The following is a 22,023-nucleotide window of genomic DNA, read 5'->3' as shown; positions in this document are numbered from 1 at the left end:
TGTTCCTGTTTCTTTCTGTTGAGAGGGATGCGGTCAAGGTCTGCTCCAGCATCGGTCGATTATGGGCTTACTACGGGCGTCCGCCGGCGTCGTTTGGGCGTCAGCACCGTTTCGGCAGGTATCTTCCGACGTGCTGGTTCAACGCGTTCCAAACGCTTTCCAACAGAGCTTCGGTCGGCCACGGTACTGTGATCGCCGTCAGCTTGATCGCACATTAACGGAGAAGTGATATGTCTTTGTCCCCATCCCCAAATGCCGTCGGTAGCCCCATAGGCATGGGTCAAATGTCTTCTCTTTGGCAGCTTGTTTTTGTGATCTGCGGCACTCTGTTTCTTGCGCTGTCGTCCTACATCGAAGTGCCGATGATCCCAGTGCCAGTGACCATGCAAACATTTGCGGTGACGCTGATAGGCGCGCTTTATGGGTGGAGGTTGGGCGTGGCGACAATCGTCGCCTGGCTTGGTCAGGGGGCGCTTGGTCTCCCCGTGCTGGCGGGTGGTGCGGCGGGCGCCCATCATTTCATCGGCCCCACAGGAGGCTACCTCTTTGCTTTTGTCCTGGCCGGTGCGCTGACGGGCTGGCTCGTGGAACGTGGTTGGAACGGCCATCGCGTAGGTCTTGCCTTTGCCGCGATGCTGGCAGGCAACGCACTGTGCCTGGTTGTCGGGGCGGCGTGGCTGGCGGTTCTGATCGGCGTTGGACCCGCAATCACCAATGATGTCATACCCTTCGTCGTCGGTGGCGTGCTGAAATCCGCGCTTGGTGCAATGGTCCTTTATTGGGCCGCCCAGAGGATAAAGCGCGCGCCTGGTTCGTGACCGTCCGCTTGCGCGCGCACCATTTGCTGTGCGTGCTGACCTATGTTGGAAAAGGTTACAACTCGGACTTCGTGTTCAACCTTGATGGAATTGCGTCACGTCTCAGCGACGGTGAAGATGTACAGATCGTTGAGGGCCCGGACGATATCTGTGCACCTCTTCTTGAAGGGGGTGACGGGCACTGCCTTACGGATCGTGTCCGGTGGCGCGACCGGATTGCGCAAGGACAAGTTGCATCCGCTCTTGGATGCCCGGTTGCAACAGGCGACAGGTTAACGCTCGGCGCTGTACGGCTTGCCAACCTGCGGTCTGCATATGCAACGCAACGTGTCAGTGGAGCGTGTGGCGGATGCCAATGGAAATCGCTATGCGCGATGGTGGCGGCGAACGGTTACCGTGACGTTCGGCTCACAGCCAAATCGTCCACGCCTACCAAGCGCTGTGAAACATAACCGAACGTATGATTGAGGCTGCATGTCAAAAAGCACTGCTACGCTTGGCTTGGAACGCGCAGAAGATTTGTCACTTACAAAAGCGCCGTTTGGGGCGTCCCACCAGCTGACGTGCATACCTGCGTAGCATCCGCGCCACTTTGGGCTCAAACCGAACATAGGATAGTGGTGCGAACTTTGGATAAGGTCTGTTAACACTAGGGAGCCATGACCACAATCGGCTTTCAAGTAAACGCTGCCGGGAAGTCGAGGTTTGCGCATAGCGATGTGATCATTGGCAAAATCAGTTGAGCCAGCCCACCAGTGTAGTCGGTATCCATTGTTGTCTTCGCCGCTGAATACGTTCTGCTTTACTCTCGTTGTCATAGACACGAGGTCGTGCTTCTTGAGTAAATCGCGCCCGTTCGTTCAACGCATCGATGTTCAGCACACTCAACACCTCCTCGTCGTCAATCAAGATCATGGCGACATAAACGCCACAGCGATTACAGATAACCTGCTTGGAAGTGCGTAGACCAAACTCATATAGGTGCAAGGCGTCGTAGTGCGACGCGGTGATTGAAAGCCTAGCTGACGGATCGGAAAAGGCTCTAGCATTGTGCTTTCGGCAGAACGAGCACTGGCAGGCACCCAGGATTTGGTCTTCAGGTCTGCGCGAAGTTTCCAGTTCGACGCGGATTGCACCGCAATGACACCCTCCAGCAAATCTCAAGGTTTTTCCTTTCCAGCATTTTGTGCCAAGGCTGACTTCCACACAATCGGCCATTCACTGCACACCGTCAAATGTCAGAGATGGGCTAGTACTGCCGGAAACCGGTATCTTCTGTTTTGCTCTTGCGGCAGGCGGTAATCGCAGAAACCGGACATTCAAAATCACTTGGTAAAAGGTGGATGAGCGGGACCTCATAAGCGCAGGGCCCATCATAGCTGGTGTCTATTTAAATATAGGATTTGGGAATTTCCCGAAGGCAGTCAACTGGTTCTATTGTTCGGTATGGGACGATTTGATTGGCCTGCGAGTGCTTGGCTAAAAACCGCCAATTTGCACAATAAATTCAGCCTGTTACTTGCAGGCCGGTTGGGTCTGGCGTATCATCGGTTCATCGGTTCATCGGTTCATCGGTTCATCGGTTCATCGGTTCATCGGTTCATCGGTTCATCGGTTCATCGGGCCGCCGCTACGCCTTGGCGCACACTGCAGCACTAACCGGTTACATCATCCTGACAGCCTAACATCCGGCCGCAAGTCGGGCACCGCGTGTGGGTTAACTGACAGTCCGCCCCTGGTTTCCGGATTGGGTGGTCTGACACAGCCGTACTGCCCTCTGGTGACGCCCTATGTGTAGTGGCTTGAGATCATAATCCGTTGGGCGCGAGATTATCGGCATTTCTGGCTCAGATTATTTGAGACTGTAAATCGATTTGGGATCACATTATTTGCGACTGGACTCAGAATAATTGAGACGGGCTCACATTGCTGAGACTGGGATCGGTGGGGTGAGACCATCCGACGCCGTCACAGCGACAACGCTCACCCCGTCGGCTCGTATTACTCTGCAAGAAATTTTTTCACTTCTTGATTATCAATAAACCAGTTGGAAATTCCTAGAATATTGGTGTCTAGATATCCAAAAAATCTTTCTGGGCGGCTTAAATCTAGGAAGTAGAAGGCCAGTTCCTCGCCCTTAGTTCCGTCATCAAATTCGACGAACTTCCGGGTGAGAAAATTCTCTGGTTTTGTGCACACTGGCATAAATCGTTGAGTTAGAAAAATTCCGGTATCAGAGTGCCTTTCTTCCTCAACTTCTTCAGAAGGAATCATCGTATAAAGCCAAAGCCAACCAGTGCCGTCAGCTTCCAGTTGTACATCGGTAAAGAGAGCAGTAACTTTGTCCAGCCCCAATTCTATGGGCCAGTTTTGAGCAAGGTTTCTGGAACGGGCGGTCGCATGTTTAGAGCCTGATGGGGTCTGACACGATTGTACTGTCTAAGCCAGGTATTGATGACGATCTGAGCCTGTTTGGTGGTGTGGAACCATTCTGCGTTGAGGACTTCCCGGCGCAGAGTGCCATTGAAGCGCTCGTTGTATCCATTCTCCCAAGGTGATCCCGGGTAGATTTGGATCGGCTTAATGCCCACCTTTCTTAACCAGGTCTGCAGGTGTTTGATCACGAGCTGTTCGTTGAGTGGAACGACAAGCGCTTTGGCCCCTACCGCCCGACAGGTGGGCCTATCCCGCTGCATCGCTATCGCAAGCCCAAGAAAACACAAACACAGGCACGGGCCGACAGGATCGGAGATCTTGCGCAGAAGATCTCGGTGCCCAGATCGGCGCTTGCCGGGTTGGATTCAAGCCTGGCCAAAGCCGCAGACGTACTGCCGTTCGCCAGCCAGGCCTTTGTCGATCCGGATCCCTATGGAGAGTTCACCTATAGCAGCCGATTGGATGCGCTGCGCGGGGTCTCGGATTTGCTGCACAAGCCGCTGGCCCGCCTGACAGACGAGGATCTGTCGTTCGTGAATGATCTTGTCGACCGCACGCTCGACAAGACGGAAATCAAACAAGGAATAACTGCCCGGTTCTCGCCTAAGCGACCGGCCGCTGAAGAGGAGAGCGAGTAATGCTGAATGCCGAGATCATGGCGCGATATGGGCTGATCAAGGACTGGCGAGCTGCCGGATTCTATGAGACCGAGAACCATCGTCAGATCACCCACACCGTCCGGGCGGGCATTGGAACCGGACGCCTGATCGCTGTGACAGGCCCAGTTGGCATCGGCAAGACTGTGTTCCTGCACCGGTTGCAAGATGAAATTGCGCGCGAAAAGAAGGTCACTGTCGCCGAAAGCCTGTCGGTGGACAAAGCCCGCACGACCGTTCCGACGCTAATCTCAGCCCTGTTCTACGATCTCTCACGAGAGAAAGAACCAAAGATTCCAACCCAAGGTGAAAAGAGGGAACGAGAACTTCAGAAGCTGGTAGCCCGCTCCGGAAAGCCCGTGGCGCTGTTTGTCGATGAGGCCCATGATCTGTATGGAAAGACATTGATCGGGCTGAAACGCCTGATGGAAGTGATCGCGCGCGGCGGAGGCAATCTGTCCGTTATTCTGGTCGGCCATCCGAAGCTGCGAAACGACCTTCGCCGCCCAACGATGGAAGAGATCGGGCATCGCACTGATATCCTGCCCTTCGAAGGATTGGGGAAGAGTCCCGAACCTATCTCGACTGGCTTTTGGACCAGTGTACCGAGGACGACGCTCCACTTGACGAGATTATCGAACCGGCGGCGCTGGACCTACTGGCAGAGCGCCTGACCACACCCTTACAGTTTGCCGAATATTTAAACCGGGCATTGGAGGCCGGGTTCCGCATCGGCCAGAAACCAATCACGCCGGATATTGTGTCGGCCACCCTGGCCCCCGACTTTGATGACTTGGAGCCACGTCTCACCCGGCAGGGCTATTCTGTGAAGGTATTGGCGGATCAGTTCCAGTCCAAACCTGCCGAGATCAAACGCTTCCTGAGCGGGCAGCTTGAACCCGCGCGGACCCGCGAATTGGCAGAGCGAATGCGGATGGCGGGGTTGTCGCTATGAGGTCATGTGGATGGTCTCACCCCACCGATCCCAGTCTCAGAAATGTGAGCCCGTCTCAATTATTCTGAGCCCGTTCTCAAATAAAGTGGTCCCAAATCGAATTATAGTCTCAAATAATCTGAGCCAGAAACAGCGATGATCTCGCGCCCAACGGATTATGATCTCAAGCCGCTACAGCTATGAGACACCTTGCCTCACGCCATTTATCGGCACGTTGTTTCCGGCTGCGTTTCTCTTGCCGTTCCCAATCCACTGCGCGTTTGAACATAACCTCATCTTCACTGGGTTGCTGCTCTGCGATCTGATTGGCCAGCAATGGAAAAGCCTCGCGTTCCTTCTGCTGTTTGCGGCGCAAGGCGGCACGCTTGCGGGGTGTGTCTTCGAAGGCAAAACGGGGCCACATCTTGAACCTCATGGCTCGATCCCTCCCTGCCAGCGGGTGCGACTATTGCGGAGATGCTGAAGACAGGCCACTCGCCCGACTTCTGCATGCATCCCGTTGTCGAGCGCGAACCGATGGCGAGCCTCCCAGTCCCGAACCCAGTCTGCGGCCAAACGGTCGTCAACCCGACCACTCTGAAAAGGATTGTCCTCGAGCAGGAAGCCCTTGCAATGTGCAGCACCGCCATCGGTGGGAGCGCGCAGGGTGTCGTTTTCGTACGCGACCGGATCCACGCCACACCCCATGGGATCGGCGCGGCTGCGGTCGCCTGGCGCTAAGTCAGTCATGATCGCCTCCGTTCGTAGCGGTTTGCGAAAGCTTGAGCTGGCGGGCTTCTTCGATCACGGCGTCGTACATATCGACATGGCCACAAGGGTTCTCCCATGTCTGGATTTCGTACCACTCACCATCCTCGCAGTAGCGTCGAAACACCGGTTTCCCTCTAGGCTTGCCACAGAAGGGACAGGTATTGGTGATCTCAACGGTTTTGATAATCTGCGTGATACTTTGATAGCCGTTGCCCCAAAGGCGGCGCTGCAGGGCGCGATCCAATATGGTGACTTGCATAAGTGCCTCCACTTCAATCGTATGGAATGGTGGTAAGACTGCGGTGAGTGCCGGGGCGGTCAGGGCGCTTCCTTTAACGCGTCGGCATGTGCATCAAGACGCCCGATGAGCGAAGCCATCAGTTCTCTCAGCGATGCCTGATCGGCGAGGACAAGTGCAGCGCGTTGACCAGCTGTCAGGGCAGCGACCTCGGGCGGCTGCGGTTCTGTCATCTGATCCGCGCCTGTCAGAACGCCCATCTTGGCCAGTTCGTCGGTAAGGGGGCGCAACATGTCTGCCATTGCATCAGTATCGGCGCTGTTAGAGGCGGCGGATTTCGCGATGCGCCGCAGCCTGACCACCATCTTTTCAACGCTGCCTTTGTTGGTGTCGTTTTGGAATGCCATTGGTTGTCTCCTGTCGTACCCTGTTGGTTCACGGGGCTTCCGCTCCGGTCGGGTTTCAGTATTCGATGGGTTCAAAAACAGTGAGAATGCGCTCAGTGACAGAGGGGTCGTAGGGACATTCAGATCCGCGATCGAGATAGAGGTCGTAGAACCAGCAGTACAGTCACAGCAATCGAGATCGGACCGGTGATGTTAAAAATACCCAATCAAAGGGTTGACCAATAGGTGCGGGGCAATCGCGTGCTGAGATAACCCAGTTCACAGCCGCGGGAAGATCCGGAAAGTCGACCCAGCCACGCGGATCGTCACATAGTAACTTGCCGCGATAAATTGCCTGCGCGTGATACAGACAAACCGACAAACCAAACAAAACAACAAGTCCCGCGTTCGTGAAACGGTCGAGCATTTTCAGCAAAAACCATATCAAAAGCAGCTTCAGGACCGTTGTTACCGAATAGGTAAGAAGCAGAGTAGCGGAAAGATCATTCACACGGTGCACTCAAACCAATCATTGGTCACTTGTCGAGGCATAGCCGAAAGACCAAAGCCTTCCGCTGACCCCCGCAAGGCTTTTCAGCCCTGCGATATCTGAGGTCGCCGGGCTGCTAAGCCTTGCTTCCGTCGCGCTCTGTGGTGACACTTCTGCTTTGCAAACCCGGTGACATTTCTACTTGGTTGCAACACTGACTCCGCCAAAATCCTTCACTCCGGCTGCCAGTCATCGTCGAGCGAGGATTGCACTCCGCTATCTGTGATCGAAGCATAGTGCGTGGCGGTTTCGGTACCCATTTCTGTACCGTCCCCAGACATGTAGGCCTGCGCGAACTCGGTACGCTTGAATACGGATCCATCAAGTTCGATTGTGGTGCGATCCTCTGCCGTCGCGCGTGTCACAGAGCCATCATACCAAACCTTGATCCGCGTCCCGTCTGCGATCTGTACCACAACGGCCATCGGCTCGATCTGCACACCCAGCCAACCGTCATCGGTGTCCCGCCGCGCGATGATCTTGTCAGACCGGAACTTGACCTGAACATCGCCCGACAAACTGTTGCCGCTTGATTTCAGAACAACAAAAGCCTCTTGCTCGGCCGGGTTTGGGTGGATCGTAACATTTGCGTTCTTCGGCGGCCAAACCTTGGCGGAGTCGCGTTTCTTGCCCTTCTGGTCGCGGTGAAACCCAACATAGAGCTGGGCCGATTTCCAGATGCGCGTGGCCTTCCTTGAAAGTGCCGTGGATTTTGCAGTCATGTCATCGGACCTTTTAGAACGGATATTTCGGATTGGTGCTTACGGTGGCCATGCGGATCTGACGGAACGAGATCAAAGGGCAAGGTATCAAGGGTGAAGCGCCCAATGGAATACCTATGAAGAAAACCCAGCAGGTAGACCGGATCGGCGGGGTATGGCGCACAGTTCCATGCATGGCGCAGTGCGGCTGCTTCATTAGAAGAATACGCGGCTATGTGTAGTGGCTTGAGATCATAATCCGTTGGGCGCGAGATTATCGGCATTTCTGGCTCAGATTATTTGAGACTGTAAATCGATTTGGGATCACATTATTTGCGACTGGACTCAGAATAATTGAGACGGGCTCACATTGCTGAGACTGGGATCGGTGGGGTGAGACCATCCGACGCCGTCACAGCGACAACGCTCACCCCGTCGGCTCGTATTACTCTGCAAGAAATTTTTTCACTTCTTGATTATCAATAAACCAGTTGGAAATTCCTAGAATATTGGTGTCTAGATATCCAAAAATCTTTCTGGGCGGCTTAAATCTAGGAAGTTGAAGGCCAGTTCCTCGCCCTTAGTTCCGTCATCAAATTCAACGAACTTCCGGGTGAGAAAATTCTCTGGTTTTGTGCACACTGGCATAAATCGTTGAGTTAGAAAAATTCCGGTATCAGAGTGCCTTTCTTCCTCAACTTCTTCAGAAGGAATCATCGTATAAAGCCAAAGCCAACCAGTGCCGTCAGCTTCCAGTTGTACATCGGTAAAGAGAGCAGTAACTTTGTCCAGCCCCAATTCTATGGGCCAGTTTTGAGCAAGGTTTCTGGAACGGGCGGTCGCATGTTTAGAGCCTGATGGGGTCTGACACGATTGTACTGTCTAAGCCAGGTATTGATGACGATCTGAGCCTGTTTGGTGGTGTGGAACCATTCTGCGTTGAGGACTTCCCGGCGCAGAGTGCCATTGAAGCGCTCGTTGTATCCATTCTCCCAAGGTGATCCCGGGTAGATTTGGATCGGCTTAATGCCCACCTTTCTTAACCAGGTCTGCAGGTGTTTGATCACGAGCTGTTCGTTGAGTGGAACGACAAGCGCTTTGGCCCCTACCGCCCGACAGGTGGGCCTATCCCGCTGCATCGCTATCGCAAGCCCAAGAAAACACAAACACAGGCACGGGCCGACAGGATCGGAGATCTTGCGCAGAAGATCTCGGTGCCCAGATCGGCGCTTGCCGGGTTGGATTCAAGCCTGGCCAAAGCCGCAGACGTACTGCCGTTCGCCAGCCAGGCCTTTGTCGATCCGGATCCCTATGGAGAGTTCACCTATAGCAGCCGATTGGATGCGCTGCGCGGGGTCTCGGATTTGCTGCACAAGCCGCTGGCCCGCCTGACAGACGAGGATCTGTCGTTCGTGAATGATCTTGTCGACCGCACGCTCGACAAGACGGAAATCAAACAAGGAATAACTGCCCGGTTCTCGCCTAAGCGACCGGCCGCTGAAGAGGAGAGCGAGTAATGCTGAATGCCGAGATCATGGCGCGATATGGGCTGATCAAGGACTGGCGAGCTGCCGGATTCTATGAGACCGAGAACCATCGTCAGATCACCCACACCGTCCGGGCGGGCATTGGAACCGGACGCCTGATCGCTGTGACAGGCCCAGTTGGCATCGGCAAGACTGTGTTCCTGCACCGGTTGCAAGATGAAATTGCGCGCGAAAAGAAGGTCACTGTCGCCGAAAGCCTGTCGGTGGACAAAGCCCGCACGACCGTTCCGACGCTAATCTCAGCCCTGTTCTACGATCTCTCACGAGAGAAAGAACCAAAGATTCCAACCCAAGGTGAAAAGAGGGAACGAGAACTTCAGAAGCTGGTAGCCCGCTCCGGAAAGCCCGTGGCGCTGTTTGTCGATGAGGCCCATGATCTGTATGGAAAGACATTGATCGGGCTGAAACGCCTGATGGAAGTGATCGCGCGCGGCGGAGGCAATCTGTCCGTTATTCTGGTCGGCCATCCGAAGCTGCGAAACGACCTTCGCCGCCCAACGATGGAAGAGATCGGGCATCGCACTGATATCCTGCCCTTCGAAGGATTGGGGAAGAGTCCCGAACCTATCTCGACTGGCTTTTGGACCAGTGTACCGAGGACGACGCTCCACTTGACGAGATTATCGAACCGGCGGCGCTGGACCTACTGGCAGAGCGCCTGACCACACCCTTACAGTTTGCCGAATATTTAAACCGGGCATTGGAGGCCGGGTTCCGCATCGGCCAGAAACCAATCACGCCGGATATTGTGTCGGCCACCCTGGCCCCCGACTTTGATGACTTGGAGCCACGTCTCACCCGGCAGGGCTATTCTGTGAAGGTATTGGCGGATCAGTTCCAGTCCAAACCTGCCGAGATCAAACGCTTCCTGAGCGGGCAGCTTGAACCCGCGCGGACCCGCGAATTGGCAGAGCGAATGCGGATGGCGGGGTTGTCGCTATGAGGTCATGTGGATGGTCTCACCCCACCGATCCCAGTCTCAGAAATGTGAGCCCGTCTCAATTATTCTGAGCCCGTTCTCAAATAAAGTGGTCCCAAATCGAATTATAGTCTCAAATAATCTGAGCCAGAAACAGCGATGATCTCGCGCCCAACGGATTATGATCTCAAGCCGCTACACATAGATCGCCTCGGCATCAACAGCGTCGTTCTTGGAGCCTTTGACAAACGGCATTACGAACCGCGGATGAACGAGGCGCACGGCATAGCCTTGCGCCTCAAACTGTCTGCCCCAGTGATGAGCGCTGGCACAAGCCTCCATGGCGACTGTTTCCGGGGAATACTCCTGAACGGCAGCGGCGAGTTTTGATCTGGTCACCTTCTTCGAGATTACCTCGCCCTCATTGGTGATTCCGTGGATGTGAAACGACTGTTTGCCTAAATCAATCGCAAGTAACTGCATTCTGTGAACTCCTTCTGCTTGATACGTCTGCCGAAAACTATCGGCATCGGTGCAAGGGGCGTCCATTCCATAAGATGAGAAAGAAACCCGGAACCAAGCAGAGCCACGGTGAGAAGGTCGTAAAGGACATTCGCCGTGCGACCCGCAAACAGTACTCCGCAGAAGAGAAGATCAGGATCGTGCTGGACGGCCTAAAAGGCGAGGACAGCATTGCAGAGCTCTGCCGCCGTGAAGGCATCGCGCAGAGCCTCTACTACAGCTGGTCCAAGGAATTCCTGGAAGCCGGCAAGAAACGTCTGGCAGGCGACACGGCCCGCGCGGCAACTTCCACCGAAGTGAAGGATCTGAGATGGGAAGCCCGTGATCTGAAGGAAGTGGTTGCCGAACAGGCTCTTGAACTGCGGTTGCTCAAAAAAAGCATGGTCGCGGATGGGGACGACGACGAATGAGTTATCCCGCATCCGAAAAACTGGAAGTCATCCGCCTCGTCGAAGGTTCGCATCTCCCGACCAAGCGCACTTTGGAGAAGCTGGGCATTCCGAAGACCACCTTCTATCGCTGGTACGACCGATATCTCGTCGGCGGCCCCGAGGCGCTTGAAGATCGTAGACCCACGCCGTCACGGGTCTGGAACCGCATTCCCACGCCAGTGCGCGAGAAGATCAAAGATCTGGCTCTGAAGGAAAGTGAGCTTTCCCCGCGTGAGTTGGCTGTTCGCTTCACCGACACAGAAAAGTACTTTGTGTCAGAGGCTTCGGTCTACCGCATCCTCAAGTCTTACGATCTGATCACCAGCCCGGCCTATGTGGTTTTGTCAGCAGAAGATGAGTTCCACGACAAGACGACACGGCCGAACCAGCTCTGGCAGACGGACTTTACCTATCTGAAGGTGATCGGCTGGGGATGGTTCTATCTCAGCACGATCCTGGACGATTACAGCCGATACATCATCGCCTGGAAGCTTTGTACGACGATGAAGACCGAGGATGTGACCGACACACTGGACCTCGCTTTGCGCGCCTCAGGCTGTGATCAGGCAACGGTGCTGCACAAACCACGCCTGCTCAGCGACAACGGGTCCAGCTACATCTCTGGTGAGCTTGCCGAATGGCTGGAAGATCAGAGAATGGATCATGTTCGAGGCGCGCCATATCACCCGCAGACCCAAGGCAAGATCGAGCGCTGGCACCAGACCTTGAAGAACCGCATCTTGCTGGAAAACTACTATCTGCCCGGTGACCTCCAGCAGCAGATCGATGCTTTCGTCGATCACTACAATAACCGGCGTTACCACGAAAGCCTGCAAAACCTCACCCCGGCCGATGTCTACTTCGGGCGCGGTCAGACCATCCTGAAACAACGAGAGAGGATTAAGCGGAAGACCATCGAAACCCGGCGCTTGCTTCACCGCAAATCCGTCGCATAATCAATCCAACCAGATGCGCCAGATCCTCTCTTAGCTCAGGCAGCCATCTGTCCCAAAATCCCTGACAACGGACAGTCTGCGTTTACGCATGTGGCGAGTTAAGAATACAACCGCAGCGAAGGAACGTTTTTCGCCCGTGGTGCTGCTCGCTGCAGTCGCGAAACGCGCAAAGCCGTCATTGAGAGCCGAAAATCTAACGGCAGGTTTGTCCGCTCTCTCACCATTCCCGCCTGGGAAATCCAACGTCCGGTTTCTGCGGTTCTCGACGTGCTGCGCTGGTGACATCAGTCGTGCTAGAAGAGGTCCGCAAAGGGCTGAGGGTGTGTGAAAACTCCGGCCCACGAACTCTCTCGTCGCGCTCGTTTTGAGCGCCTGTGCAAAAGCTCTCCCAGAAGTGCGAGAGAATGCACATAGAGGGTGTTTTCGGCGTATTTCGCCAGACTGCCAGAGTTTTCACACAGCCTCGGCTCACTGCAGATCTTCAGCGCTTCCCGTCATCATGCGGATCTGCAACTCTATGCAAATTTCATTGCAATGGGACATTCGGGCTAGGTGTGCCATCAGATCTAGAGCGATCTGCTCACTCCTGGTCACACTGTGACGGTTGGGTCAGGTTTGTGTGACGTTCAACAAGTTTGCAAACCACAGCCTACCAAGATCCTTGTGTCAGAGCTGTTCTGGCAGAGTTCTCATTTCTCGTGTGATGTCGAGACATCCGGAGAAACAATCCGAAACTCTCCGATGAGTTGGCTGGCGCATTTACTGCATTTCAGCCTCGGGAGAACATCGCCAATGGTGGTACTGGCCGGGACATGTTCCAGCAGTGTTTTTACCGGCAAGGTTGTCGAATGCCTGCAAGAGCGGCATTCGAGCCACAGGCCATGGTTGGCAATGCTGCGCAACAGTGTTCCGTTTAGCATGTTCACCCCCGTCACACCCGAAAAGCCAAAGAACGCTTCTGGTCATGGTGATTTTCACCAAAGACCCAGGAGGACGTTATGGGCAAGTCGAAATTCAACATCTACCAGCATGTGACAGACACGATCATGAAGGAACTGCAGGCGGGAGTACTGCCGTGGCGCCAACCATGGAGTGGCGGGGCAGGGCTGTCCTTCCCACTGCGTGTCACGGGTGAGCGGTACCGCGGCATCAATGTCCTGATGCTTTTGATTGCGGCCCAGCGATGCGGATACACCTGCCGCTCCTGGATGACCTACCGACAAGCCCAGGAATTGGGCGGACAGGTTCGCAAGGGTGAGAAAGCCACCACCGTGGTCAAGTTCGGCACGATCCAAAAAGACGAAGAAACGGATCCAGTTTCCGGTGAAACTGATGGACCCTCGACGCGCCGTTACGCGCGGGCATACCGCGTGTTCAACACCTGTCAGATAGATGGGCTCGATGCGCAGTGGTATGAGCAGCCCGCCAAGCCCAGAGTGTTTGGCACGAAGAGCGACCCTGTCATCGATGCCTGGTTCTCGCGCCTCGGAATCCCCGTCGAATACTCGGCAGATCCACGGGCCTACTACCACATCGTTCGGGATGTCATTCACATGCCACGCGTCGAAACCTTTCTTTCTGTCGAGGGAATGTACGATACTCTTGCCCACGAATGTGCCCACGGCCTCGTTCCGGATAAACGCCTTGGGCTGACGTTCGATGGAAAGACTCAAAGGTCGAAGCGGGCGCTCGAAGAGATCTATGCCGAACTCACCGGTGCCACGGTCTGCGCACGACTGGGCATCCAGGCGGATCTCTCTCAAAACGCAAGTTACATCCAAAGCTGGATTGATGCCTTGTCCGAGAGCAACAGTGTCGTCTTCAAAGTTGCGACGATGGCGCAGGCTGCGACGGACTGGATGTTTGCAAGGGCGGGGGAGCTGCCCGAGACAACCTCACGTGAGGCGGCCTGAGCCACCTAACGGCTTCTTGGAGCCGCTCCAGCGTGACACCAGGCACAACAGGTCGCGTCAGCGACCAGAGGCAAGAGCAAAAGCAGGCTGAGTCTCTTGTGATCCCGATGGATGGATCGAGACACAAGGAGCACAGCAATGGGACTGGACCAATACGCAGGCGTCATGCCTGAAGACAAATCGTATTTCACTGCAGTCTTCGTGTGGCGCAAGCATTCGAAATTTCAGGCATGGGCTGAAGCACTCTTCGAAAAAAGGCAGGGCAACCCGCCCACGAACTTGATTGTGCTGCACTACCACTCGATATCGAGAACATCGAAGCCCTCCGGTCGTTGATCGTTAAAGGCAGTCTCCCTGTGTCAGAGGACGGCTTCTTTTACGGGCATCAGTTTCAGGATGAGGCCGTGGCGGAATATGCGCAACAGGATCTCGAATTCTGTGACTGGGCCAAAGAGGCTCTGAGTAACTGCGACACAGTTGTCTATTCTTGCTGGAGGTGATCATCAGGTCCACTCACGGAGGCCCCGCTCGAAACAGGAGTGGGGCTTCTTTTTTTGGTGAATCTGATGACTCAACCAAGAAAGGCGACAGCACCATGACACATTCAAAACCCAAAATCACTGCGCATAAGCGGTTCAACAATCTACGAGATGGTGACACGCTGGACCGGTTTGAATGGTTCGAGCTGGTCGCCTGCCGGAACCATGAGAGTGAAGGCTGCGTGGTCCAATGCGAAGCCGGGGAGGTTCAGTTCTGGGGTATCTATGGCCGTTCCTACGAAAGAAGCGAGGGTGTGCCGATACATATGGCGTATATGGCCACAGCTATCCATGATACAGTCACGCCTTTGGAGGCGGTCAGGATCGCGCGGCAGATCGCCATCGAAACCGGCAAGGGCTTTGTCGCCGGTGATACCGAGGTTGGCTATTATCCCAAACGTATAGGAATAGGACTCTGGCCGGTTAACGAGTTCACTGAGATTGCAGACGATCTGACCATGGCGATCCACGATCAGCTCGATGACACCATCGACGAGGCAGATCGGCGCGACGATGATTTTGACAACCACCCGCTGTCCGAACTGCGTGAAGCATTCGTTGAGTTCTCGGACTACTCCGGTAGTGAACAACGAAATCCCTACGCACCACTCGATGAAGACCAAAACGCGGAGACACCCTGAAAGACTGACCTACTTATTCGAAGGCTTGCAGGCAGTTTAAGCCTCGCCCGGCACTATGATACAAAGGAATTGACGGGAAGGAAATACACCGTCTGTCGCCCGAAAACGGGACATATGGCCTCACACCTTTTCCTTCCCGTTGTTTTCCGTTGGGGATTAGCTCCGTTCTATCACTCCGGTTGCGAAAACTCCGCAAGATACTTTGAAACTGGGACGTCGTGGCGGCATAGCCAGTCCCTCAGCACCACCCAGTGGTCTTGTGGTGTCGCATCCGCGCGCCGTTCATGCAGCTCTGACATGTTCACGTGCAGCCCGCGATACCACTGGATCTTGAGCTTCAGGCCGTGACCTTTGGACCAGCGACGAAACGCTATCTGCCAGTTGTCCGTCCGGGCGGCTTCAAGTGCGATATGCAGGTCATGCGGGATGGTTTCGGGCCAGTTGGTCATATCAGGTTTTCCGCTCCTATTCCTGTTTTGATCGCTGAATACAAACCCGGGAAGAAGCAATTCAAGACCCGCATTTCAATGTCGGAAGAAACCTGCCGCTGCTCCCCGTGACAGGCTTGGGCCAAGCAGAGGAAGAGAGAGCTTTCGATTGGGTGTTCCATACTTAATCAGGAAAGGAAAACCCGATGGTCTTTCAATTTCACGCCCATGTCGACGACGACGCAATCAGCAAGGTGAGTCGATTGTTCAACGCTTCTCTGACCGATATTCTGAATGAGCTTCTTCAGAATGCCCGCTGCAGCGGCGCGACAAAAGTCCATATTGATCGAGTAAGTGACCAGGGCCTCGGAGCGGCAATCCGTGTGGCGGATGACGGTCCTGGCGTCGACGATCCCGAAACTCTCTTTTCGCTCGGCAGAAGTGCATGGGATGCCAACACCAAAGCAAATGAAGACGCTGCAGGAATGGGGTTCTTTGCTCTCGCAAACAGGGGCGCGCGGATCATCGTGCAAAAGCGAGGTACTGATCATTCTTGGATTGTTGACGCGAATTCGGAGGCGTTTTCCGGCAAGGCTTTGATAACCGCTGAACCGGGTCCATCAGGCCATCGCGGCATGACAATCGTGTTCCCGCAGCAAAAAGACGAGTACGTTGCCAGTGCCGTTGAACGCGCAGCCAGATACTACCCGCTAGATGTCTTTTTTGACGGCAATGCTCTTGATCGCGAGGACTTTCTTGCGAATGCAGAGCATGTTGAGGAGTGGAATGGTATTCGCATCGGCGTCTATCGCATGGCCGCGCCCGCGCATCGTCACCTTGCGCACAATGCGAATTTCCATGGCGTGACATTGCACGTTCCATTGCCTTCACTTTCTCAGCAGTTCCATCGCTGCTACCACGCCCGGATCGACGTAGTTCGGTGTTCAGATCTGAAGCTGGTTCTGCCGGCGCGCAAGGAAGTTGTGCAGACTGAACTTCTGGAGCAGTTGCAAGCGCGAATTTCAAAGATCTACTACCAACTGGTCCAGAAGGCAGGCGCTCACAGCCTGAACTACTGTGACTATTCTATTGGCCAAGAGTTGGGGGTTGATCTTCCAGAGGCCATTAAGCTTCTGCGGCCGTTCAGCCCGGGCCAGGCCGATGATTGCCAGAGTTACAAAGCGGATCCGGAACAGGTTCACCACAATGGTTACCTATACATTGAGGCGGAAGGATCCGTTGAAGAACAAAACGTGGCACGGGCAGTCGAACAGAGCCCGGAGATGGATTCGGTTTATGAGCCTGTTTCGGGTTTTGTTGGCTATGAATGGTATGACGAGATGCTGCGTTTCAAACTGAAAGGGTATGGCGCTGTCCTCGAGGGCCAATGGTATGAAGTCTCGCCCGAAGAAGAACTCTTCGCGTTCTCTGAACGGCCGGATGTGCTGGCCGTGGTGATAGAAGTCAGTGATCGCCACAAAGAGCTTTGCCTGGAGACGGATGTGCTTGTTTTGAGCGAAGACTACGCCTCACTCGATGGGGCCCAGGTGCACGTCACCGCGTCATCCGACATAACTCCGTCTGAATTGACCAATTTCCTTGCGGCGGCATTGTTTTCTCCGTCTGATGATGTCGAGGCCGGTTCATACGATCAGCAATGCCAATGGTTCAATGACGAGGCGGAGGATCTTGCATACACGCTGCTGGTGTCGTCAATGGCGGCCGACATGAAAATGATCGCCCGGGTTATCCAGAGAGAGGTTGCATGGCGCCTGCCAAAGGGCTGTGAAGCAACCATCTCGATCAAAGACCGAGAGGTATCGATAGATCGCATGGATGTTCCAGGTCCGGCGACGCGCAGTTTTTGATCCAGAATCTTTGACCGCACTACCTTGGCTTGTTGGAGTCGATCCAGCGGGACATCAGGTTGCGATCGCGAAAGCACTCGTCGGGGACGGCGCTGCGCTTGATCCGGGCGATGCGTTCGGCAAATGCCACCTGCTTAGAGCTTGGTCGGTTATCCCACGCAGTCGCGGGCTCCTGCAGCTGTGCATCGATCCAGCGGCTCAGTGCCCGGCGATCCTGCTGGGCATCCCAGGGCAATACGATATTCCTGCTCGTGGCAATCCGGCGCGCATAGGCGATCTGGCGTGGTGTTGCAGGCAGGTTGGTAAGAACTTCGGACGTGGCAGATACAGTCATCGAATTCCCCTTTGGCAGCGTGTCTTCAGAGTAGAACAAATGGGGCTCAAAATCAATGATATTGTGGTTGTATTCAGGGCTGACACACCATGTGGTGTATCAAAGCAAGAGTTTGCTTCATTTGGTTTGTCCCAATCAGGGGGCAATGAGAAAACCAGAGAGAACCTGCCAATGCAAATCGAACTGAAGAATATCAAACATGCGGCCTTCGCATCTGAGGAAACCAATTGCTACCGCGCCAGTCTCTATGTTGACGGTAAGAAGATCGGCGAGGTTTCCAACGAAGGCCGGGGCGGCCCGGACCGCTTCCAGGGAGACACAGCGGCCTTTGCAAGGGCGGATGAATGGTGCCGCACCAACCTGCCCAAATGGTCGCTGCCCGAGTTTTCCGACAAAGAGTACGAAACAGATCTTGAGCATCACTTCGGCAGTCTTCTGGAAACATGGCAATACACCAGGGACTACAAGCGGGCGATAAAGACCAAGGTTCTTTTGATCTATCCCGACAAGCCCGGCGTTTATGAGATCAAACACCGTGGCCAGGCTGAGCGGATTGTTGAAAAGCTCCAGGCACAGCACCCCGGCATCCGGATTTTGAACACCCTGCCACTGGATGAAGCGGTGGCCTTGTTCCGAAGCGCATGAATCGTCGCGGCCGATCTCAGAACTATGCCCCCACTCCGAGCGGAGAAGGGGGCTTTTTTGCTGTCTGACCCGACAGGTGGTCAAAGCAACTGGAGAGAAAATGCAGATTACGTTCAACAGATCGATGATGGATGGCAAAACCGAACCCACAGATGGGCATGCGTTCTTGGTATTTCAGGAGGCCTGCGCGTTTGCGTTTGTTGCCCACGCAATAGAAGGTGGATACGCGATCTCGCATTTGCGCTCCGGTCGACGCGTTGAGAGTTGCACAGCGACGGTTACCGAGCCGGTGACGCTGGGCGACGCAATCTCGGGGTTTCGGGCAAAGGTTGACACTGGTGCAATCGAACTGACCTACGTCGAAGAGAAAGCCTCACGTTTCCCGGTCGTGAACCCGGCCTGGCGGCTCACAGTCAAGCAGCGTTCGCAGGGTGTTCGTGAATTCACAGAGATGTCCACCGTGCATCTGCCCCCTGAAGATCTCCAGGTTATTGGTAATCTGATTGACAGCGAAGAATGGGAGTCGGGCTTCAGTGGTTCAACCGGTGTATTGCTCTGGCGTGGCTATAAGGACAGTCAGTTCTGTCCTGAAGCGTTGAGAACCATTCTGGCAGATCTCGATACGGACTACGTGCTGTTCGAGCCCGCCGCGCCAACACATCCTCCCTTTCCTGAGTTTGCGGAATTCTGGGATTGAACCCGCGCGCTCGGATCGAGCACGTTCGTAGGTGCTTGGTGCCATAGTGATCCAGTCGGTCAGCACGTCCAAAAGTAAAAGCAGGCTTTTGATTTGAGCGATCCCGATTTGGCGGATCGAGCAAGAAAAAGGCAAAACACGATGCAACTACTGACCAACGGCAAGATGCAAGCTGCAGTTCGGGGCACTGATGATGAAATCGACTTCGAACCCGTGGTCAAACTGTTCAATCCCTATGGCTTCGGCACATGGCTGTTGACGGAACTGGATCCCCGAGAGCCGGATATTGCGTTTGGGCTTGCAGATCTCGGCTGTCCCGAACTTGGATCAATCTCAATATCGGAAATCAAAGGATGGCGGCATCCGGTGTTGGGCCTGGGCATTGAGCGGGATCTTCATTGGTCGGCGCAAAAAACACTTAGTGCGTATGCCGAAGAGGCCCGAAAGGCCGGCTACATCGCCGCCTAACACAAGTCCCTGAACCTGAAGCCCGCTGTTTCCGAGGAAGAGCGGGCTTTTCCCTTTGTGAGTTCGATCAACGGAATAAGCAAAGGACCAAGGCGATGACCTCGACAAATGAACTGATGAACCACGAGTGGCTGAAATTTGTTCCCCAACCGAACGGCAGCACCGAGGTGCATTTCGCTGTGGATGGCTTTGGCGACGACATCGCCTGCCGGTACTGGCCGGTGCCCGGCGGCAACCGTGATCCCTGGTCTTATGAGCTGGAACCGCTGCGGGGCAGGGGACCACCTTGATGACACTATCGACAAAGCCGACAGACGCGTAGACGATTTTGACAATCATCCGCTTGCGGATCTACGCGAGGCGTTTGACGAAGGCGGCAATCAGGTTCGGGCCTGACCACACCTGCCTGAGCGAACAAGCTTCGTTATTTCCAGATCCCCGCTTCGAAAGGAGTAGGGGGCTTTATTCTCGTGTGATCCCAATCCGGGATCCACAACCAGATGAGGACAAGCGATGGCAACAGATACAACCGTTCACAGCAAGAATCTCGAAGGCAACCGCTGGCGCGACCTGCAGGTCTACTATGTCAAAGGCAGCACGAACTTCTGGAGCTGCCAGCCAAAGCCCAAGGGCATTTACTTCGCGAACCACCTTTATCGAAAGAATCCAACGGAGGCTGGCATGGTCCGCTCCTGGTCCTCAGGCCAGAAGGGCGATGGCTATCTGCTGATCGTACCGCTCGAACGCTACAGCCGCAAGCAGCTGCGCCTTGTGCGTGAACGTGTAGAGGCAGATCCGGAACAGATCCACGCGCTGCTCGACCTGGGCAGGATCTCAGAGTTGAAGCGCCTCTTGGCAGGCGAGACTACGACCCCAGACGTCGACACGGCACAAGCCGCGTGATCGAAAGGAGTGAGAAAGCTTCTTGTTTTTGTGTCCCCAGCAGGGGGCACGAAAGCGAATCCGGCCGACCGGCCAAACCCTAACCCATCAATTTGGAGATACGACAATGATCGACGGAAAACTCACCCGCATGGACGCAGACAACGCATTCGCAGGCGAAATCGCTTCGATGAGCTTCGACTTCCCGTTCACAATGTTGCCCAACGAACACAAGCGCAAAGACGGCCACCCGGACTACATCATCGAAGCCCGTACGCCGAAGAACCGACCAATCCGCATCGGCTCGGCGTGGGCGTCGACCAGCCGTGCTGGCAATGACTACTTCTCGCTGGCGCTGAACCTGCAGCAGGGGATCGTACGCGCCAATGCCGTAAAGGACGAGGAAACCGAAGACGGTGAATTTCGCATCATCCCCCTCATGCCGGCGGCCGCGTGAACAATCTGCAGATCAGCGCGTCACTTGGCGCGCTGGTTTGCGCGGTTGGCACTGGACAAAAACAGCTGCAATCCATATATTGTGTAAAACGTGTAATTTGCGCTTTTTATAGAGGTCACGCGATGAGCGATGTCGAAGTACAAGCCACAAAATTTGCGCGCAACTTCCCCCAAATGAAGGAAGATGTGCGGGAACACGGCATGATCAAGGTAAACAGCCATAACCGTGTGGTCGGTGCGTTCATATCACCGGCAGTCGTTCAGGAGCTCGAGCTGCTCAGACGCCGCAGCCGGGAACTCAAGCGCCTTGAAGACGCTGATGACAAGTTCTTTGAGGCCCTGGATCAAGCTGTTGAGAACTACGAAGAGCCCGAATAATAGATGAGCCTACCCAAACCTCGGCCCGGCTTGGTCATCGGGTATGACTTCCTGTTCCGTGAGCAAGCTGATGCAGGATTGGAAAACGCCTCAAAACCTCACCCTGCCGCAATCATACTCGCGATTGCGGAAGGTCTTCAAACGCGTGTCAGCCTTGTTGCCATAAGCCATTCGCCGCCTCTTACAGGAGAGGAAGGCTATAAGTTGAAGCTGACACCAGCCGAATGCCGTCAAATGGGTCTGGATTCAGGGGACCATTGGGTCAACTTGCGAGACATCAACGCATTTGACTGGCCGGGTTACGATCTTGTTCCATCGGCCCCCGGCGGGCATTTCGAATATGGCGTTATGTCGAAAGCGACTTTTGTACGCATCGTCAACGCCATAAAGGTTTGCGCTGGCCGGCGATCCATCACGAGAGACTAGATCAAATGCTCTGACACCAATCAGGCAACACGGGTCTCTTTGGTGTCCCTGTGATCCCCGGCCAAAGGAGGCCGGAAACCACACGGACCCCCGCTGCCGCTCGGGCGGCCGTCTTACGGCCCGGCGCGTGTGTTTTTCTATGCCGCGGTCAAAGCACGCCACCGGATCTTCGGGGCAGGGCCAGACAAAATGGCTCGGCTGTTAACCCCTGCGCCACTGGCGCAGCACAGGGGGCCGAGAACCAGGTGCACGTTGTGGTCAGGAGGCTCCTAATAAGCTCCAGCCACCTGGTCCTCGTCTCGCGGTGACTTTCCGCGGGGGTGTGCTGCCGTTCTGGCAGAGCCCAGATGCCGCGCCAAGGATCACAAAACTCTTGCAGAAGCTGTACTCGATCTCAGTCTGGGTGGACCGGTTGCCCGCTCCAGACACTGACGCTCTTCAGCATCAAGGATAAATAAACCGCGCTCAGCGCGGTCCTTGACC

The 22,023-nt window shown here is 55.0% G+C and carries 36 protein-coding genes and 1 pseudogene; 22 read left to right on the top strand and 15 right to left on the bottom strand.

From position 1 onward, the window contains the following. Positions 1–230: 230 nt before the first annotated feature. Both ACR3ES_RS24465 and ACR3ES_RS24460 read left to right on the top strand, forming a co-directional pair. The gene (locus tag ACR3ES_RS24465; RefSeq protein ID WP_170438152.1) at positions 231–818 is read left to right on the top strand and encodes a biotin transporter BioY; all 588 of its coding nucleotides are present in this window, start codon (positions 231–233) and stop codon (positions 816–818) included. Continuing rightward, on the top strand, positions 815–1,270 hold the full coding sequence (locus ACR3ES_RS24460) for a DUF1284 domain-containing protein (RefSeq protein ID WP_170438154.1): 456 nt from the start codon (positions 815–817) through the stop codon (positions 1,268–1,270). The genes ACR3ES_RS24465 and ACR3ES_RS24460 overlap by 4 nt, the downstream gene beginning before the upstream one ends. Positions 1,271–1,553: 283 nt before the next feature. Here ACR3ES_RS24460 and ACR3ES_RS24455 read toward each other — a convergent pair whose 3' ends face one another. Further along, positions 1,554–2,036 carry a GFA family protein gene (locus tag ACR3ES_RS24455; RefSeq protein ID WP_170438156.1) on the bottom strand — a complete coding sequence of 161 codons (483 nt, stop codon included), beginning with the start codon at positions 2,034–2,036 and terminating at the stop codon, positions 1,554–1,556. Positions 2,037–2,312: 276 nt separating this feature from the next. Between ACR3ES_RS24455 and ACR3ES_RS24450 the strand changes: the two genes are divergently transcribed. Further along, positions 2,313–2,477, top strand: coding sequence for a hypothetical protein (locus ACR3ES_RS24450; RefSeq protein ID WP_480634794.1), 165 nt, complete (start codon positions 2,313–2,315; stop codon positions 2,475–2,477). 342 nt (positions 2,478–2,819) lie between these two features. Here the strand turns inward: ACR3ES_RS24450 and ACR3ES_RS24445 are convergent, their stop codons facing one another. Both ACR3ES_RS24445 and ACR3ES_RS24440 read right to left on the bottom strand, forming a co-directional pair. After that, positions 2,820–3,173: a hypothetical protein gene (locus ACR3ES_RS24445; protein ID WP_480424834.1), complete on the bottom strand. Its 354-nt coding sequence runs from the start codon at positions 3,171–3,173 to the stop codon at positions 2,820–2,822. Between the two features lie 2 nt (positions 3,174–3,175). Then, entirely contained in the window at positions 3,176–3,442 is a 267-nt protein-coding gene (locus tag ACR3ES_RS24440) for an integrase core domain-containing protein (RefSeq protein WP_480424835.1), read from the bottom strand. Between ACR3ES_RS24440 and ACR3ES_RS24435 the strand changes: the two genes are divergently transcribed. The 3 genes from ACR3ES_RS24435 to ACR3ES_RS24425 are packed head-to-tail and all read left to right on the top strand — an operon-like array spanning position 3,431 to position 4,865. Continuing rightward, positions 3,431–3,892: a hypothetical protein gene (locus ACR3ES_RS24435; protein WP_480424837.1), complete on the top strand. Its 462-nt coding sequence runs from the start codon at positions 3,431–3,433 to the stop codon at positions 3,890–3,892. The two genes, ACR3ES_RS24440 and ACR3ES_RS24435, sit on opposite strands and share 12 nt — an antisense overlap. Beyond that, the gene (locus ACR3ES_RS24430; protein ID WP_480424838.1) at positions 3,892–4,584 is read left to right on the top strand and encodes an AAA family ATPase; all 693 of its coding nucleotides are present in this window, start codon (positions 3,892–3,894) and stop codon (positions 4,582–4,584) included. The genes ACR3ES_RS24435 and ACR3ES_RS24430 overlap by 1 nt, the downstream gene beginning before the upstream one ends. Beyond that, positions 4,503–4,865, top strand: coding sequence for a hypothetical protein (locus ACR3ES_RS24425; protein ID WP_480424840.1), 363 nt, complete (start codon positions 4,503–4,505; stop codon positions 4,863–4,865). Before ACR3ES_RS24430 ends, ACR3ES_RS24425 begins: the two co-directional genes overlap by 82 nt. Before the next feature lie 163 nt (positions 4,866–5,028). Here the strand turns inward: ACR3ES_RS24425 and ACR3ES_RS24420 are convergent, their stop codons facing one another. The 9 genes from ACR3ES_RS24420 to ACR3ES_RS24380 form a co-directional block, all read right to left on the bottom strand. Continuing rightward, on the bottom strand, positions 5,029–5,268 hold the full coding sequence (locus ACR3ES_RS24420) for a hypothetical protein (protein WP_480425613.1): 240 nt from the start codon (positions 5,266–5,268) through the stop codon (positions 5,029–5,031). Between the two features lie 8 nt (positions 5,269–5,276). Further along, positions 5,277–5,594 (bottom strand): hypothetical protein, encoded by a 318-nt coding sequence (locus ACR3ES_RS24415; RefSeq protein ID WP_480425615.1) that lies wholly within the window; start codon positions 5,592–5,594, stop codon positions 5,277–5,279. Then, positions 5,587–5,874 (bottom strand): hypothetical protein, encoded by a 288-nt coding sequence (locus ACR3ES_RS24410; RefSeq protein WP_480425616.1) that lies wholly within the window; start codon positions 5,872–5,874, stop codon positions 5,587–5,589. Before ACR3ES_RS24410 ends, ACR3ES_RS24415 begins: the two co-directional genes overlap by 8 nt. Before the next feature lie 59 nt (positions 5,875–5,933). After that, on the bottom strand, positions 5,934–6,260 hold the full coding sequence (locus tag ACR3ES_RS24405; RefSeq protein WP_480425795.1) for a hypothetical protein: 327 nt from the start codon (positions 6,258–6,260) through the stop codon (positions 5,934–5,936). A gap of 163 nt (positions 6,261–6,423) precedes the next feature. After that, entirely contained in the window at positions 6,424–6,750 is a 327-nt protein-coding gene (locus ACR3ES_RS24400) for a hypothetical protein (protein ID WP_480426258.1), read from the bottom strand. Between the two features lie 212 nt (positions 6,751–6,962). Continuing rightward, positions 6,963–7,511: a hypothetical protein gene (locus ACR3ES_RS24395; RefSeq protein WP_480425621.1), complete on the bottom strand. Its 549-nt coding sequence runs from the start codon at positions 7,509–7,511 to the stop codon at positions 6,963–6,965. Next, positions 7,508–7,774, bottom strand: coding sequence for a hypothetical protein (locus tag ACR3ES_RS24390; protein WP_480425623.1), 267 nt, complete (start codon positions 7,772–7,774; stop codon positions 7,508–7,510). The genes ACR3ES_RS24395 and ACR3ES_RS24390 overlap by 4 nt, the downstream gene beginning before the upstream one ends. Before the next feature lie 232 nt (positions 7,775–8,006). Continuing rightward, positions 8,007–8,288 (bottom strand): hypothetical protein, encoded by a 282-nt coding sequence (locus ACR3ES_RS24385; protein WP_480634793.1) that lies wholly within the window; start codon positions 8,286–8,288, stop codon positions 8,007–8,009. A 2-nt stretch (positions 8,289–8,290) separates the two neighbouring features. After that, positions 8,291–8,557 carry an integrase core domain-containing protein gene (locus ACR3ES_RS24380; RefSeq protein WP_480424835.1) on the bottom strand — a complete coding sequence of 89 codons (267 nt, stop codon included), beginning with the start codon at positions 8,555–8,557 and terminating at the stop codon, positions 8,291–8,293. Between ACR3ES_RS24380 and ACR3ES_RS24375 the strand changes: the two genes are divergently transcribed. The 3 genes from ACR3ES_RS24375 to ACR3ES_RS24365 are packed head-to-tail and all read left to right on the top strand — an operon-like array spanning position 8,546 to position 9,980. Beyond that, the gene (locus ACR3ES_RS24375) at positions 8,546–9,007 is read left to right on the top strand and encodes a hypothetical protein (protein WP_480424837.1); all 462 of its coding nucleotides are present in this window, start codon (positions 8,546–8,548) and stop codon (positions 9,005–9,007) included. The two genes, ACR3ES_RS24380 and ACR3ES_RS24375, sit on opposite strands and share 12 nt — an antisense overlap. Then, positions 9,007–9,699: an AAA family ATPase gene (locus ACR3ES_RS24370; RefSeq protein WP_480424838.1), complete on the top strand. Its 693-nt coding sequence runs from the start codon at positions 9,007–9,009 to the stop codon at positions 9,697–9,699. The genes ACR3ES_RS24375 and ACR3ES_RS24370 overlap by 1 nt, the downstream gene beginning before the upstream one ends. Next, a complete protein-coding gene (locus tag ACR3ES_RS24365; RefSeq protein WP_480424840.1) occupies positions 9,618–9,980 on the top strand; it encodes a hypothetical protein in 363 nt (120 codons plus the stop codon). Before ACR3ES_RS24370 ends, ACR3ES_RS24365 begins: the two co-directional genes overlap by 82 nt. Before the next feature lie 177 nt (positions 9,981–10,157). On the opposite strand, the pseudogene ACR3ES_RS24360 reads toward ACR3ES_RS24365, so the two are convergent. Further along, positions 10,158–10,439: pseudogene (locus ACR3ES_RS24360) on the bottom strand (IS110 family transposase); the annotation flags it as partial. A 74-nt stretch (positions 10,440–10,513) separates the two neighbouring features. Between ACR3ES_RS24360 and ACR3ES_RS24355 the strand changes: the two are divergent. From ACR3ES_RS24355 to ACR3ES_RS24340, 4 genes are all read left to right on the top strand, one after another. After that, positions 10,514–11,865, top strand: a protein-coding gene (locus tag ACR3ES_RS24355; RefSeq protein ID WP_480425624.1) for an IS3 family transposase whose coding sequence is annotated in 2 segments (ribosomal slippage) — positions 10,514–10,850 and positions 10,850–11,865 — 1,353 coding nt in all. Because the reading frame shifts where the segments join, the coding sequence is not laid out codon by codon here. A 998-nt stretch (positions 11,866–12,863) separates the two neighbouring features. Beyond that, entirely contained in the window at positions 12,864–13,778 is a 915-nt protein-coding gene (locus tag ACR3ES_RS24350) for an ArdC-like ssDNA-binding domain-containing protein (protein WP_170437491.1), read from the top strand. A 138-nt stretch (positions 13,779–13,916) separates the two neighbouring features. Continuing rightward, positions 13,917–14,114, top strand: a complete 198-nt coding sequence (locus ACR3ES_RS24345) for a type 1 periplasmic-binding domain-containing protein (protein ID WP_170437489.1) — start codon at positions 13,917–13,919, stop codon at positions 14,112–14,114. Between the two features lie 259 nt (positions 14,115–14,373). Next, complete coding sequence (locus ACR3ES_RS24340; RefSeq protein ID WP_170437487.1) at positions 14,374–14,958, top strand: hypothetical protein; 585 nt, start codon at positions 14,374–14,376, stop codon at positions 14,956–14,958. 170 nt (positions 14,959–15,128) lie between these two features. Here ACR3ES_RS24340 and ACR3ES_RS24335 read toward each other — a convergent pair whose 3' ends face one another. Beyond that, on the bottom strand, positions 15,129–15,407 hold the full coding sequence (locus ACR3ES_RS24335) for a hypothetical protein (RefSeq protein WP_170437485.1): 279 nt from the start codon (positions 15,405–15,407) through the stop codon (positions 15,129–15,131). Positions 15,408–15,592: 185 nt separating this feature from the next. Between ACR3ES_RS24335 and ACR3ES_RS24330 the strand changes: the two genes are divergently transcribed. Next, positions 15,593–17,254 (top strand): ATP-binding protein, encoded by a 1,662-nt coding sequence (locus ACR3ES_RS24330; RefSeq protein WP_170437483.1) that lies wholly within the window; start codon positions 15,593–15,595, stop codon positions 17,252–17,254. 19 nt (positions 17,255–17,273) lie between these two features. Here ACR3ES_RS24330 and ACR3ES_RS24325 read toward each other — a convergent pair whose 3' ends face one another. After that, positions 17,274–17,588, bottom strand: a complete 315-nt coding sequence (locus ACR3ES_RS24325; protein WP_170437481.1) for a hypothetical protein — start codon at positions 17,586–17,588, stop codon at positions 17,274–17,276. A gap of 171 nt (positions 17,589–17,759) precedes the next feature. On the opposite strand from ACR3ES_RS24325, the gene ACR3ES_RS24320 reads away from it, so the two are divergent. The 8 genes from ACR3ES_RS24320 (at position 17,760) to ACR3ES_RS24285 (ending at position 21,540) form a co-directional block, all read left to right on the top strand. Continuing rightward, positions 17,760–18,233, top strand: a complete 474-nt coding sequence (locus ACR3ES_RS24320) for a hypothetical protein (RefSeq protein WP_170437479.1) — start codon at positions 17,760–17,762, stop codon at positions 18,231–18,233. Between the two features lie 100 nt (positions 18,234–18,333). Next, the gene (locus ACR3ES_RS24315; RefSeq protein ID WP_170437477.1) at positions 18,334–18,930 is read left to right on the top strand and encodes a type 1 glutamine amidotransferase family protein; all 597 of its coding nucleotides are present in this window, start codon (positions 18,334–18,336) and stop codon (positions 18,928–18,930) included. Positions 18,931–19,071: 141 nt separating this feature from the next. Then, positions 19,072–19,398, top strand: coding sequence for a DUF2958 domain-containing protein (locus tag ACR3ES_RS24310; protein ID WP_170437475.1), 327 nt, complete (start codon positions 19,072–19,074; stop codon positions 19,396–19,398). Positions 19,399–19,493: 95 nt separating this feature from the next. Further along, entirely contained in the window at positions 19,494–19,688 is a 195-nt protein-coding gene (locus ACR3ES_RS24305) for a hypothetical protein (RefSeq protein WP_170437473.1), read from the top strand. A 223-nt stretch (positions 19,689–19,911) separates the two neighbouring features. Next, the gene (locus ACR3ES_RS24300; RefSeq protein ID WP_170437471.1) at positions 19,912–20,301 is read left to right on the top strand and encodes a hypothetical protein; all 390 of its coding nucleotides are present in this window, start codon (positions 19,912–19,914) and stop codon (positions 20,299–20,301) included. Between the two features lie 106 nt (positions 20,302–20,407). Then, positions 20,408–20,737 carry a DUF736 family protein gene (locus ACR3ES_RS24295; protein WP_170437469.1) on the top strand — a complete coding sequence of 110 codons (330 nt, stop codon included), beginning with the start codon at positions 20,408–20,410 and terminating at the stop codon, positions 20,735–20,737. Next, positions 20,734–21,114: a hypothetical protein gene (locus tag ACR3ES_RS24290; protein WP_170437466.1), complete on the top strand. Its 381-nt coding sequence runs from the start codon at positions 20,734–20,736 to the stop codon at positions 21,112–21,114. The genes ACR3ES_RS24295 and ACR3ES_RS24290 overlap by 4 nt, the downstream gene beginning before the upstream one ends. Before the next feature lie 3 nt (positions 21,115–21,117). Further along, a complete protein-coding gene (locus tag ACR3ES_RS24285) occupies positions 21,118–21,540 on the top strand; it encodes a growth inhibitor PemK (protein WP_170437465.1) in 423 nt (140 codons plus the stop codon). The last annotated feature ends 483 nt before the right edge of the window (positions 21,541–22,023 follow it).

The organism is Ruegeria sp. B1, assembly GCF_056535885.1.
Note: the sequence above shows the minus strand (reverse complement) of the source record. Positions and strands in the feature narration are given on the sequence as shown.